This window comes from Achromobacter sp. E1, assembly GCF_037039475.1.
Taxonomy (GTDB): domain Bacteria; phylum Pseudomonadota; class Gammaproteobacteria; order Burkholderiales; family Burkholderiaceae_B; genus Achromobacter; species Achromobacter mucicolens.
This window is the reverse complement of the sequence record NZ_CP146253.1, coordinates 184,052-197,676: the sequence shown is the minus strand read 5'-3', so window position 1 is coordinate 197,676 and position 13,625 is coordinate 184,052. Positions and strand designations below refer to the sequence as shown.

General features: G+C 66.5%; 9 protein-coding genes. 8 read left to right on the top strand and 1 reads right to left on the bottom strand.

Going from position 1 to position 13,625, the window contains the following annotated elements; genetic code table 11:
- Window positions 1-281: 281 nt before the first annotated feature.
- The 3 genes from V6V88_RS00950 to V6V88_RS00940 all read left to right on the top strand — a co-directional run bounded on the left by V6V88_RS00950 (window position 282) and on the right by V6V88_RS00940 (window position 7,334).
- Window positions 282-5,021 (top strand): glutamate synthase-related protein, encoded by a 4,740-nt coding sequence (locus V6V88_RS00950; protein ID WP_280004015.1) that lies wholly within the window; start codon window positions 282-284, stop codon window positions 5,019-5,021.
- An 8-nt stretch (window positions 5,022-5,029) separates the two neighbouring features.
- Complete coding sequence (locus V6V88_RS00945) at window positions 5,030-6,496, top strand: glutamate synthase subunit beta (protein ID WP_056320351.1); 1,467 nt, start codon at window positions 5,030-5,032, stop codon at window positions 6,494-6,496.
- Window positions 6,497-6,695: 199 nt separating this feature from the next.
- The gene (locus V6V88_RS00940; protein WP_056320354.1) at window positions 6,696-7,334 is read left to right on the top strand and encodes an OmpW family outer membrane protein; all 639 of its coding nucleotides are present in this window, start codon (window positions 6,696-6,698) and stop codon (window positions 7,332-7,334) included.
- A gap of 40 nt (window positions 7,335-7,374) precedes the next feature.
- On the opposite strand, the gene V6V88_RS00935 is transcribed toward V6V88_RS00940, so the two are convergent.
- Complete coding sequence (locus V6V88_RS00935; RefSeq protein ID WP_338617297.1) at window positions 7,375-8,247, bottom strand: LysR family transcriptional regulator; 873 nt, start codon at window positions 8,245-8,247, stop codon at window positions 7,375-7,377.
- Window positions 8,248-8,311: 64 nt separating this feature from the next.
- On the opposite strand from V6V88_RS00935, the gene V6V88_RS00930 reads away from it, so the two are divergent.
- The 5 genes from V6V88_RS00930 to mlaE all read left to right on the top strand — a co-directional run bounded on the left by V6V88_RS00930 (window position 8,312) and on the right by mlaE (window position 13,613).
- Window positions 8,312-9,541 (top strand): YbfB/YjiJ family MFS transporter, encoded by a 1,230-nt coding sequence (locus V6V88_RS00930; protein WP_338617295.1) that lies wholly within the window; start codon window positions 8,312-8,314, stop codon window positions 9,539-9,541.
- Between the two features lie 26 nt (window positions 9,542-9,567).
- Window positions 9,568-10,545, top strand: a complete 978-nt coding sequence (locus V6V88_RS00925; RefSeq protein WP_062840186.1) for a tripartite tricarboxylate transporter substrate binding protein — start codon at window positions 9,568-9,570, stop codon at window positions 10,543-10,545.
- An 18-nt stretch (window positions 10,546-10,563) separates the two neighbouring features.
- A complete protein-coding gene (locus V6V88_RS00920) occupies window positions 10,564-11,625 on the top strand; it encodes a nitronate monooxygenase (RefSeq protein WP_338617293.1) in 1,062 nt (353 codons plus the stop codon).
- 366 nt (window positions 11,626-11,991) lie between these two features.
- A complete protein-coding gene (locus V6V88_RS00915; protein WP_338617292.1) occupies window positions 11,992-12,828 on the top strand; it encodes an ABC transporter ATP-binding protein in 837 nt (278 codons plus the stop codon).
- Window positions 12,825-13,613: a lipid asymmetry maintenance ABC transporter permease subunit MlaE gene (gene mlaE / locus V6V88_RS00910; protein ID WP_056320369.1), complete on the top strand. Its 789-nt coding sequence runs from the start codon at window positions 12,825-12,827 to the stop codon at window positions 13,611-13,613. Before V6V88_RS00915 ends, mlaE begins: the two co-directional genes overlap by 4 nt.
- The last annotated feature ends 12 nt before the right edge of the window (window positions 13,614-13,625 follow it).

Genomic DNA, 13,625 nt, shown 5'->3' with positions numbered 1-13,625 from the left:
TCACGTCGACCCGGACCAGGAAAATCTTCCTTTTAAACAGGGACGCATTCGCGCAATTTGGCCCGTTTCCCTCGTCTCTGTCATTCCTCAGGAAGGGCCCCCTCTGGCAAGCCCAATAATGGCGCGGCCGTTGTTGTGTCCCTATATTAATGCACTATGATGGAGCGCCTATTTAAATAGGGTCATACCCCGTTTGTTCTTATTGCACCCTACTCATGTCGGGGGTATTGTCCGTCTCCTGCACTGCAACATTACGACGCAGGCCCACTGCGGAGCGCGCCATGCCCCAAATTACCCCGACCGAATCCTGTCCCACCTCCAAGGCGATCTCCATCGATGCCAGCCGCATCGGTCTGCCTTCGGCCCAGGGCCTGTACAACCCGAAGAACGAACATGACGCCTGCGGCGTCGGCTTCGTGGCCCATATCAAGGGCAAGAAAAGCCACGCGATCATCCAGCAGGGTCTGAAGATCCTGGAAAATCTGGATCACCGCGGCGCGGTCGGGGCCGACAAGCTCATGGGCGACGGCGCGGGCATCCTTATTCAGATCCCCGACACGCTGTACCGCGACGAGCTCAGCCAGCAAGGCATCATCCTGCCCCCGCCCGGCGAGTACGGTGTGGCGATGGTGTTCCTGCCCAAGGAAACGGCTTCGCGCCTGGCCTGCGAACAGGAACTGGAGCGCTCGGTCCGCGCCGAGGGCCAGGTCGTGCTGGGTTGGCGCGACGTGCCGGTGGACGTCGACATGCCCATGTCGCCCACCGTGCGTGACTGCGAACCCGTGATCCGCCAGCTCTTCATCGGCCGCGGCGCCGACGTGATGGTGCCCGACGCGCTGGAACGCAAGCTGTACGTGATCCGCAAGACCGCCAGCCACGCCATCCAGAACATGCACCTGGCGCACGGCAAGGAGTACTTCGTGCCCTCGGCCTCGGTGCGCACCGTGGTGTACAAGGGCCTGCTGCTGGCCGATCAGGTTGGCCGCTACTACCGCGACCTGGCCGACACCCGCACGGTATCCGCGCTGGCGTTGGTTCACCAGCGTTTCTCGACCAACACCTTCCCCGCCTGGCCGCTGGCCCACCCGTACCGCATGATTGCCCACAACGGCGAAATCAACACGGTCAAGGGCAACTTCAACTGGCTGCGCGCCCGCGAAGGCATGATGCAGTCGGCCGTGCTGGGCGACGACCTGAAGAAGCTTTACCCCATCGTCTACGAAGGCCAGTCGGACACCGCGACGTTCGACAACTGCCTGGAACTGCTGGTCAATTCGGGTTATTCGCTGGCTCACGCCATGATGATGATGATCCCGGAAGCCTGGGAACAGCACACGCAGATGGACGAAAGCCGCCGCGCTTTCTACGAATACCACGCCGCCATGATGGAACCGTGGGACGGCCCGGCAGCGGTCGCGTTCACCGATGGCCGCCAGATCGGCGCCACGCTGGACCGCAACGGCCTGCGTCCCGCCCGCTATCTGGTCACCGATGACGACATGGTCATCCTGGCCTCGGAAGCCGGCACGCTGTCGATCCCCGAAAACCGCATCGTCAAGAAGTGGCGCCTGCAGCCGGGCAAGATGTTCCTGATCGACCTGGAACAGGGCCGCATCATCGACGACGCCGAGATCAAGCTGCAGCTGGCCAACAGCCGTCCGTACCGCCAGTGGATCGAACGCCTGCAGATCAAGCTGGAATCGCTGCCCGCGCCGCGCCAGGTGGCCGTGGCCACGCAATCGGCCGTGTCGCTGCTGGACCGCCAGCAGGCCTTTGGCTGGACCCAGGAAGACTATAAGTTCATCCTGGAACCCATGGCCTCGACCGGCGAGGAAGTCATCGGCTCGATGGGCAACGATGCCCCGCTGGCCGTGCTGTCGGACCGCGCCAAGCCGTTCTACAACTACTTCCGCCAGTTGTTTGCGCAAGTCACGAACCCGCCGATCGACCCCATCCGCGAACAGCTGGTGATGTCGCTGGTGTCCTTCATCGGTCCGAAACCGAACCTGCTGGACATCAACAACGTCAATCCGCCGCTGCGCCTGGAAGTGTCGCAACCGGTGCTGGACTTTGCCGCGATGGCACAGATTCGCGACATCGACCAGGTCACGGGCAAGAAATTCCGCAGCTTCGAACTGGACATCACCTATCCCGCCGCGTGGGGCCCTGAAGGCATCGAAGCCCGCGTGGCAGCCCTGTGCGCGCGCGCCGTCGATGCGGTGCGCAGCGGCTACAACATCCTGATCGTGTCGGACCGCCTGGTCGACAGCGAGCGCGTGGCCATCCCCGCGCTGCTGGCTACCTCGGCCGTGCACCAGCACCTGATCCGCGCCGGCCTGCGTACCAACACGGGTCTGGTCGTCGAGACCGGCTCGGCCCGCGAAGTGCACCACTTCGCGCTGCTGGGCGGCTACGGCGCCGAAGCCATTCACCCCTACCTGGCGCTCGAATCGCTGGGCAAGATGAATGACCCCGAAAAGGCCGTGAAGAACTACATCAAGGCGCTGGGCAAGGGCCTGAACAAGGTCATGTCCAAGATGGGCATTTCCACGTACATGTCCTACACCGGCGCGCAGATCTTCGAAGCCGTCGGCCTGCAAAGCGCCCTGGTGAACAAGTACTTCACCGGCACCGCCTCCAACATCGAAGGCATCGGCATCTTCCAGGTTGCCGAGGAAGCGCTGCGCCAGCACCGCGCCGCCTTCAGCGCCGACCCCGTGCTTGCCAACGACCTGGACGCCGGCGGCGAATACGCCTATCGCGTCCGCGGCGAAGAGCACATGTGGACGCCGGATTCGATCGCCAAGTTGCAGCACGCCTCGCGCGCCAACAACTACCGCACGTACAAGGAGTACGCGCAGATCATCAACGACCAGAGCCGCCGTCACATGACGCTGCGCGGCCTGTTCGAGTTCCGCTTTGACCCGTCGCGCGCCATTCCGCTGGACGACGTCGAGCCGGCCAAGGAAATCGTCAAGCGCTTTGCCACCGGCGCCATGTCGCTGGGGTCGATTTCGACCGAAGCGCACTCGGTGCTGGCCGTGGCCATGAACCGCATCGGCGGCAAGTCCAACACCGGCGAAGGCGGCGAGGACGAACTGCGCTATCGCGCCGAAATGCGTGAAGGCAAGAGCACCATCAAGGACGGCGACACGCTGGCCTCGGTGCTGGGCACGGACCGCATCGAAGCCGACGTCGAACTGAAGAAGGGCGACTCGCTGCGTTCGAAGATCAAGCAGGTGGCCTCGGGCCGTTTCGGCGTGACCGCCGAGTACCTGTCGTCCGCCGACCAGATCCAGATCAAGATGGCGCAAGGCGCCAAGCCCGGCGAAGGCGGCCAGCTGCCTGGCCACAAGGTGTCGGAGTACATCGCCAAGCTGCGTTATTCGGTGCCGGGCGTGGGTCTCATCTCGCCCCCTCCGCACCATGACATCTACTCGATCGAAGATCTGGCGCAGCTGATCCACGACCTGAAGAACGTCAATTCCAAGTCCTCGATCTCGGTCAAGCTGGTGTCCGAAGTCGGCGTGGGCACGGTGGCCGCGGGCGTGGCCAAGGCCAAGGCCGACCACGTCGTGATCGCCGGCCATGACGGCGGCACGGGCGCCTCGCCGGTGTCGTCCATCAAGCACGTGGGCACGCCCTGGGAACTGGGCCTGGCCGAAACGCAGCAGACGCTGGTGCTGAACCGCCTGCGCAGCCGTATCCGCGTGCAGGCCGACGGCCAGATGAAGACCGGCCGCGACGTCGTCATCGGCGCGCTGCTGGGCGCCGACGAATTCGGCTTCGCGACCGCGCCGCTGGTCGTCGAAGGCTGCATCATGATGCGCAAGTGCCACCTGAACACCTGCCCGGTGGGCGTGGCCACGCAGGATCCGGCGCTGCGCAAGAAGTTCCAGGGCAAGCCCGAGCACGTCGTGAACTTCTTCTTCTTCATCGCCGAGGAAGTGCGTGAAATCATGGCCCAGCTGGGCATCCGCAAGTTCGACGACCTGATCGGCCGCGCCGATCTGCTGGACATGCGTTCGGGCGTTGAGCACTGGAAGGCGCAAGGGCTGGACTTCACCCGCGTGTTCCACCAGACCCAGTCCGACGCCGAAGTGCACCAGACCGAAGAGCAGGATCACGGCCTGGCGGGCGCGCTGGATCACCTGCTGATCGAGCGCAGCAAGCCGGCGCTGGAGCGGGGTGAGAAGGTCTCGTTCATCGTGCCGGTGCGCAACCGCAACCGCACGATCGGCGCCATGCTGTCGGGCGCCGTGGCCTCGCGCTACGGCCATGAGGGCCTGCCCGACGACACCATCCACATCCAGTGCAACGGCACCGCCGGCCAGAGCTTCGGCGCGTTCCTGGCGCACGGCATCACGATGGACCTGGTGGGCGAAGGCAACGACTACGTGGGCAAGGGTTTGTCCGGCGGCCGCATCATCGTGCGCTCGCCCAACGACTTCCGCGGCTTCGGTCCCGACCACATCATCGCTGGCAATACCGTGCTGTACGGCGCGCTGGCCGGTGAAGCGTTCTTCAACGGCGTGGCGGGCGAACGCTTTGCCGTGCGCAACTCCGGCGCTGCCACCGTGGTGGAAGGCACCGGCGACCACGGCTGCGAATACATGACTGGCGGCACCGTCGTGGTGCTGGGTTCCACCGGCCGCAACTTCGCGGCGGGCATGTCCGGCGGCGTGGCGTACGTCTGGGATCCGGACCGCACGCTCAAGCACCGCGTGAACCTGTCGATGGTGGAGCTGGAATCGGTCGTGCCGCACGCCGAGCAGCAGTCGCTGAACAACATCGACATCTGGCACAGCGCGCAGCGCGGCGGCGAACGCGAGACGGACGAGACCATCCTGCGCCGCCTGGTGGAAGACCACTTCCGCTACACCGGCAGCTACCGTGCTCGCGAGATCCTGGGCGACTGGGAAGCCTCGCGCGGCAAATTCGTGAAGATCATGCCGACGGACTACCGCCGCGCATTGGGTGAAATGTGGCGTGCAGCCAACCCGCAACAAATGGCTGCGTGAGGGATACCATGGGAAAGATCACTGGCTTTATGGAATACCAGCGCCTGCAGGAGGCCTCCGAGGCCCCGCAGAAGCGGCTGAAGAACTGGCGCGAATTCGTGCTGCACCTGACCGACGACCAGGCCAAGCAGCAGGCGGCGCGCTGCATGGACTGCGGCATCCCGTTCTGCAACAACGGCTGCCCGGTCAACAACATCATCCCGGACTGGAATGACCTGGTGTACAAGCAGGACTGGCGCCGCGCGCTGGACGTCCTGCACTCCACCAACAACTTCCCGGAGTTCACGGGCCGCATCTGCCCGGCGCCCTGCGAAGCCGCCTGTACCTTGAACATCAACAGCGACGCGGTGGGCATCAAGTCCATCGAGCACGCGATCATCGACAAGGGCTGGGCCGAAGGCTGGGTGGCGCCGCAAGTGCCGGCGCGCAAGACGGGCAAGAAGGTCGCCGTCGTGGGCTCGGGCCCTGCCGGCATGGCGTGCGCGCAGCAACTGGCGCGCGCGGGCCACTCGGTGACGCTGTTCGAAAAGAGCGACCGCATTGGCGGCCTGCTGCGCTACGGCATCCCCGACTTCAAGCTGGAAAAGCACCAGATCGACCGCCGCATCTCGCAGATGGAAGCCGAGGGCGTGGAATTCGCGCCGTCGACCTACGTCGGCAACCCGAAGGATCCGGTGGCCGATGGCCTGACCGTGCGCACGCCGCAATCGCTGATGGCCGAATTCGATGCCGTGGTGATGAGCGGCGGCTCCGAGACGCCGCGCGACCTGCCGGTGCCTGGCCGTGAGCTGGAAGGCGTGTACTTCGCCATGGATTTCCTGCGCCAGCAGAACAAGGCCGTGGCGGGCGACCGCCTCACCAACCAGACGCTGGCCAAGGGCAAGCATGTGGTGGTGATCGGCGGCGGCGACACGGGTTCCGACTGCGTCGGCACCAGCAACCGCCACGGCGCGGCGTCGGTCACGCAGTTCGAACTGATGCCCCAGCCGCCCGAGTCCGAGAACAAGGCCATGACGTGGCCGTACTGGCCGCTGAAGATGCGCACATCGTCCTCGCACGAGGAAGGCTGCGAGCGCGACTGGTCGGTGACCACCAAGCTGCTCAAGGGCGCCAACGGCAAGGTCGAAAAACTGGTCGGCGCGCGCGTCGAATGGTTCAAGGACGACGCCACCGGCCAGATGAAGATGCGCGAGGTCGAAGGCTCGGAATTCGAGATCAAGGCCGACCTGGTGCTGCTGGCCATGGGCTTCGTGTCGCCGGTGCAGAACGTGCTGGACGCGTTCGGCGTGGATCGCGACGGCCGCGGCAATGTGCGCGCCAACACCGACGACTACCGCACCAGCGTCGAAAAGGTCTTCACCGCCGGCGACATGCGCCGCGGACAGTCGCTCGTCGTCTGGGCCATCCGCGAAGGCCGCCAATGCGCGCGTTCGGTCGACGCCTACCTCATGGGAAGCAGCGATCTGCCGCGTTGATCGCAACACGACCTATCAACGCCGCCGGACGCCTTGCGCGCCGGCGGCGTTTGTTTTGGGCGGCGAAATCACACATTCCTGTTGCGGCATAACCACTTTCTAAAAACGGTCTTTTCACGATTTGACACACGTCAAGTTGGGGGACGGGGCGGTCTGAGAACCTGTCGGCTCACCCCACACGGAAAGATCGGAGAAGAAAATGTTTTCGCTGAACGGGCGTATCCGCGCCACCGCCATTGCCGGTTTGATTGCTGCCGGCGCATTTGCCGCCCCCGCCCATGCCCACGAAGCGGGCGATGTGCTGTTCCGCGTGGGCGTGACGCAAGTCCGCCCCTCGCAAAACAATGGCTCGGTGCTCGACGGCAGCGTCAAGCTGGATGTGAGCAACAACGTGCGCCCCAGCTTCACCCTGGCCTACATGGCCACCCGCAACATCGGCATCGAACTGCTGGGCGCCTGGCCCTTCCAGCATGACGTCAACGGCAGCAACCTGGGCAAGATCGGCTCCACCAAGCAGCTGCCCCCCACCCTCAGCCTGCAATGGCACATCCTGCCCGACAGCATGATCCAGCCGTACATCGGCGTGGGCATCAACTACACGCACTTCTTCGACACCAAGGGCGAAGGCGCGCTGAAGGGCTCGAACCTGAAGCTGGGCGATTCCTGGGGCGTGGCCGCGCAATTGGGCGCGGACATCAAGATCAACGACCGCTGGTTCATGAACGCGGACATCCGCTACATCGACATCAAGTCCAAGGTGACGCTGGACGGCGAACGCGTCGGCACCGCCCGGATCGATCCGTGGGTGGCCACGCTGGGCGTCGGTTACCGCTTCTGATCGCGGCCCCTGATGATGCGCGCGGCCTCGCGCGCATCGGTCAATCCTGCGGCGCCTGCAGCCGGCTCCGCAGGGCCTGCAACGCCGGCGTGTCGTCATCGGCACGCCAGACAAGCTGGGTCAGCGCCTGCCCGTGGGAACCAGACAGCGCCCCCACGCGCACCGAATGCTCCGCGCCCAGCACCGCCAGCACCGACCGCGGCACGATCGCCACGCCGGTCCCCGCGGCCACACACGCCACGATGGCGTGATACGACGCAAACTCCATCACCTTGTCCGGCGCAATGCCTTCCTGGTTCAACCACGACTCCAGGATCCGCCGGTACGAGCAGCCCGCCGCAAACGCGATGACGCTGCGGTTGACCAGATCTTTCGCGCTGCGGATGGGCGCCCAGGCCAGCGGTGAGATCAGCGCCAATTCTTCCTTGAACGCATCCATCGCCGCCAGGCCTTCCGCAGGAAAGGGCTGCGCCACGAACGCAGCCTCGATCTCGTAATTGCGCACCTTTGCGGCCAGCGCGCCCGACGTGCCGGTGACCAGTTCGATGCGCACCTTGGGCCAGGCTTCGTGGTAGGCCGCCAGGATGGGCGGCAGGCGGGCGGCCGCCGTGCTTTCCATGGTGCCGATGCGCAACACGCCTTGCAGCGCGCCTTCCCGGACGGCCGATTGCGCCTCGTCGGACAGGCGCAGCAGCCGGTCCGCATAAGACAGCAGCACCCGGCCCTGATCCGACAGCACCAGGCGGCGGTTCTGCCGCCGAAAGAGCGGCGTTCCCAGCGACGTCTCCAACTGCTTCAGGCGCGTCGAGACGTTGGACTGGACACGGTTCAGGTGCGCGGCGGCGCGCGCCACGCCGCCCTGGTCGGCAACCGTCTTGAAAATTTGCAGCGCGTCGAGATCCAAATTTCTCATTTTGGGAACTCACGTTCTTAATAATTCACTATTCAAGATATTAGTACAGCCGTAGAGTGGGGCCATGTCAACGCCTGCTTACCCTTCCCTCGACCCCTCGGCCAGCGCCACCCGTCTGGCGTGGCCCGCGGCCCTTGCGCTGGCGGCCGCCATGGGCATCGGACGCTTTGCCTTCACGCCGGTGTGGCCGTTGATGGCGCAGGGGTCTGGTCTGTCGCTCGCGCAGGGCGGCTGGATGGCGTCGGCCAATTACGCGGGCTACCTGCTGGGCGCGCTGGCGGCGATTGTCTGGCCCGTACGCCGGCTGCGCGCCACGCTGGCGGCCAGCCTGGCCGCGGTGGCCGCCCTGACGCTTGCCATGCCGCTTGTGAACAACGTGGCCGGCTGGTCGGCGCTGCGGCTGGCCGCGGGCTATGCCAGCGCCAGCGCCTTCATCTGCGTGGTGGCGTGGCGGCCGGTTCCCGCCGGCGACGCGCGCGAGGCCTCGGCGTCCGCGGTGACGTACGCTGGCGTGGGCGCGGGCATCGCGCTCACGGGACTGGCGTGCCTGGCCTTGATGGGCTGGGGCGCGGGCGCCAACCTGACCTGGTCCGCGCTGGGCGCCCTGGCGCTGGCGCTGTCCGCGGCGGCGTGGGCTGGCCTGAGCCGGCAATCGCCCCCGGTCCGCCAGACGGGCGCCAACGTGCCACCGGCGCGACTGCCGCAGGGCATTGCCGCGCTGTCTGTGCACTACGGCGTTTTCGGGGTGGGTTACATCATTCCCGCGACCTTCCTGCCCGCCATGGCCAAGGAGATCTTTCCCAATCCGGCGATCTTCGGGTGGGCGTGGCCAATTTTTGGGATGGCTGCGGCGCTGTCGTGCCTGCTGGTACCCCGGCTGGCGCGAAGCCGTGACGACCGGCAGGTGTGGCGCGGCGCGCAGGCGCTGATGGCGGCCGGCATGCTGGCCGTGGCGCTGTGGCACCACATTGCCGCCGTGGTTCTGGCGGCGCTGCTGGTGGGCGGCACCTTCATGGTGATCACGCAGGCGGGCATGCTGACCGCGCGCCGCCTGTCGGGCGCGGCGGCGCCCAGGGCGGCGGCCATCATGACGGCGGCGTTCGCTGCCGGGCAGATCCTGGGGCCCTTGCTGGCCTCGTGGGCGGCGCGCTGGGGCGCCGCCTTGCCGCAGGTGTTGGCTGCCAGCGCGGCGCTGCTGGCGCTGTCGGCCTGGAAGCTGGGAAAAGTCACGACAGAGGGCAATGGCGCTGGGCATAATGCCATCGGCCCCTCGGGCCAATCACACAGCAATTAAAAAGCAGGAAAAGAGGAGTCCCCAGCATGAAAGCATTACGCCCCCTGATTGCCGCCCTGGCCGCCACCGCCGCCTTTGGAGGCGCCGCCCAGGCCCAGACCGCCGAATGGCCCGCCAAGCCGGTGACCATGATCGTCCCCTATGCCCCCGGCGGGTTTGCCGACACGCGCGTGCGCCTCCTGGCGCGCAAGCTGGGCGAGTCGCTGGGCCAGCCTGTCGTGGTCGAGAACAAGGCGGGCGCCGGTGGCGTGGTTGGCACCAACCTCATCGCCAAGGCGGCGCCGGACGGCTACACGATCGGCACGGGCAACCTGGCCCCGATGGCGGTCAACCCGTCCCTGATGAAGGAAATGCCCTACAACCCGCAAAAGGACCTGGCGCCGATCATCCTGATCGAGAACAGCCCCCTGGTCCTGAGCGTGAACAACGAACTGCCGGTCAAGACGCTGGCCGATCTGATCGCGCTGGCCAAGAAGCAGCCGGGCAAGCTGACCTTCGGTTCGTCCGGCGTGGGTGGCGCGCACCACCTGTCGGGCGAGATGTTCCGCGAGCAGGCCAAGATCGACATCATCCACGTGCCCTACAAGGGCGGCAGCCTGGCCGCGACCGACCTGATGGGCGGCCACATCTCGATGATGTTCGAAATGGGCTACTCCGCGCTGCCCGCCATCCAGGGCAACAAGATCCACCCGATCGCCGTCACGTCCGCCAAGCGCCTGGCCGTGCTGCCCGACGTGCCCACCATGGCCGAATCGGGCCTGCCGGGTTTCGAGTCTTACAACTGGCAGGGCATCGTCGCGCCGGCCGGCACGCCCGCGCCGATCATCGCCAAGCTGAACGCCGAGTTCAACCGCATCCTGAAGGAACCGGATGTGCAAAAGGCCATCGCCGACACCGGCAGCCAGGCCGGCGGCGGCACGCCCGAGGAATTCGCCGCGTTCATCAAGAGCGAAAGCGAAAAGTGGGCGCACGTCATCAAGGCTGGAAACATCCAGCTTCAATAACCTCCCAGGAGTTTTCCCATGGCTTCCCCTCTGATTGAACTGCTCAAGCTGGACCATCCCATCATCCAGGCGCCCATGGCGGGCGGCGCGACCACGGTGGAACTGGTGGCCGAGGCATCGAAGGCGGGCGCCCTGGGATCGCTTGGGGCGGCTTACATGACGCCGGAACAGATCGAAGCGGCGGCCGCGGCGATCCATGCGCGCACGGACCGCCCGTTCGCCATCAATCTGTTCGCGTCCGTGCCGCAGCAACCCATGACGGGCAATGCGGATGCGATGCTGGCCCTGATGGCCCGCTACCACGAGCAACTGGGCCTGCCCGCCCCCGAGGCGCCCGGTCCGCAGACCGACCCGCTGGCGGGCCAGCTCGAGGCCATCCTCCGGATCCGACCCGCCGTTCTGAGCTTCACCTTCGGCCGCCTGCCGGCCGAGGCCGTGGCGCGCTGCCGCGAGCTGGGCATCCTGACCGTGGGGACCGCCACCACCGTGCGCGAGGCCCAGACGCTGGAGCAGGACGGCGTGGACGCCATCGTGGCGCAAGGCGCCGAGGCGGGCGGCCACCGCGGCACCTTCCTGGATGCCTTCGAGGCGTCCCTGATCGGCACGATGGCCCTGGTGCCTCAGGTGGCCGACGCCGTCTCGGTGCCGGTCATTGCGTCGGGCGGCATCATGGACGGGCGCGGCATCGCGGCCGCCCTTGCGCTGGGCGCCGACCTGGTTCAAATGGGGACGGCCTTTCTCACGACGGACGAATCCGGCATCAGCGAGGCCTACAAGGCCGTCCTGCCCGCCTCCCGCGCTGAACAGTCCCGGGTCACCCGCGCCTTTTCCGGCCGCCCCGCGCGCGGCATCGCCAACGCCTTCATGCGGGACGCGGACGCCATCGGCGGCGACATCCTGCCGTATCCGCTGCAGAACGCGCTGACGCGCCCGATGCGCACGGCGGGCGGCAAGAGCGGCAACATCAACGTCCTGTCCCTGTGGGCCGGCCAGGGTGCGCCGCTGGCGCGGCGGGAATCGACGGCGGATTTGATCCAGCGTCTGGCCCGGGAAACCGCGGCGGCACGTGCACGGCGCTGAAGGAACAAGGCGGGGCCGTTAAAAAAGGGTGTCTGACACCCGGGTCGGAGGCGTGTGCGCGGGGCTGGCGTTTCGGGGGTGTCAGACACCCGTGACGCCCAGCAAGATGGCAACAAGCCGCCCGCCGGATTGTCCGTGGAATTGAAAACACTGTTCCACGTGCGGCCGGTCCGATTGTGATTGCACAGCGTCGGGCTACAATGGCGCCTCGCCGCCGGGAGCCGACGCTTGAGCTCGTCCCCGGCATCTGAGTAACAGGGCGCTTCCCGACGCAGCCTGTCTTGCCCGCGCCGGCCAGGTTCTCCGGCCCGCTTGCCGGCAGGACAGCACGGCAAGCTCCGCCGCCGAAACTCCCTTTCGTTGCCCATGCCCGCTCAAACCAGCAGCACCCTGGAATTCGCCCTGCGCCTGGAAGGTGTGGCGCTTGGCTACGGTGATTTCACCGTCTTGCGCGATATTTCCATGGACGTCCGGGCGGGCCAGGTGGTGGCAGTCATGGGAGGGTCGGGCTCCGGCAAGACCACGCTGCTGCGCGCGGCCACCGGCCAGATCACCGCCCAGCAGGGCCGCGTGCTGGCGTTCGGTCAGGATATCGGCGCCGCCTCCCGCTCGGAAGTGCAAGCCCTGCGCAAGCGCATGGGCGTGCTGTTCCAGCAGGGCGCGCTGTTCACCGACCTGAACGTGTTCGAGAACGTGGCCTTTCCCCTGCGCGAGCACACGCGCCTTCCCGAGGCCGAACTCACCGACCGCGTGCTCGACAAGCTGGATGCCGTGGGCCTGCGCGCCGCCGCCCACCTGAAGGTCTCGGAAATCTCCGGCGGCATGGCCCGGCGCGTGGCGCTGGCCCGCGCCGTGGTCCTGGAACCCGAACTGATCCTGTACGACGAACCTTTCGCGGGGCTGGACCCGATCTCGCTGGGCATCACCGCCCGCCTGATCCGCAGCCTTGCCGACCGTCTGGGTTGCGCCTCGGTGCTGATCACCCACGACGTGCAGGAATCCTTTGCCATTGCAGACCAGGTCTACCTGGTGGGCCGCGGCCAGCTCGCCGCCGCCGGCACGCCGCAGATGCTCGCGGCCTCGCCGGACCCCTATGTCCAGCAATTCCTGAAAGGCCAGCCGGACGGCCCGGTCGCATTCCAATATCCCGAAACTCCCGCCTTCCAGAAGTGGCTGTCGCAACAGAAAGGGCGCAAAGCATGAGCGGATCCAACAACGCCATCGCCGTGCTGGGCCAATGGGTGCGTTCCCACGTCGCCGGCATCGGCTATTTCACCCGGTTCTTCGGCGCCATGCTGGCGCGCAGCGGCATCGCGCTGTCCCGCCCGCGCCTGGTGTCGCAGCAGGTCCACTTCATCGGCAATTATTCGCTCCTGATCATTGCCGTCTCCGGCATGTTCGTGGGCTTCGTGCTGGGCCTGCAGGGCTACTACACGCTGAACCGCTACGGCTCCGAGGAGGCCCTGGGCCTGCTGGTGGCCCTGTCGCTGGTGCGCGAGCTGGGGCCGGTGGTCACCGCGCTGCTTTTTGCGGGCCGCGCCGGCACCTCGCTCACGGCTGAGATCGGCCTGATGAAAGCGGGCGAACAACTGTCGGCCATGGAAGTCATGGCCGTGGACCCGATACGCCGGGTGCTCGTGCCGCGCCTGTGGGGCGGCATCATCGCCATGCCCATCCTGGCCGCGGTGTTCTCCATGGTGGGCATCCTGGGCGGCTGGGTCGTGGGCGTGCTGCTCATCGGCGTGGATGCCGGCGCCTTCTGGTCGCAGATGCAGAACGGCGTCGATGTCTGGAAAGACGTCGCCAACGGCGTCATCAAGAGCGTCGTCTTCGGCGTCACGGTGACGCTGGTGGCCCTCTACGAAGGCTGGCAGGCCAAGCCCACCCCCGAAGGCGTTGCCCGCGCCACCACGCGCACCGTGGTCGTGGGCTCGCTGGCGGTGCTGGGACTGGACTTCCTGCTCACCGCCTTGATGTTTGGAAATTGATACGGATCGATC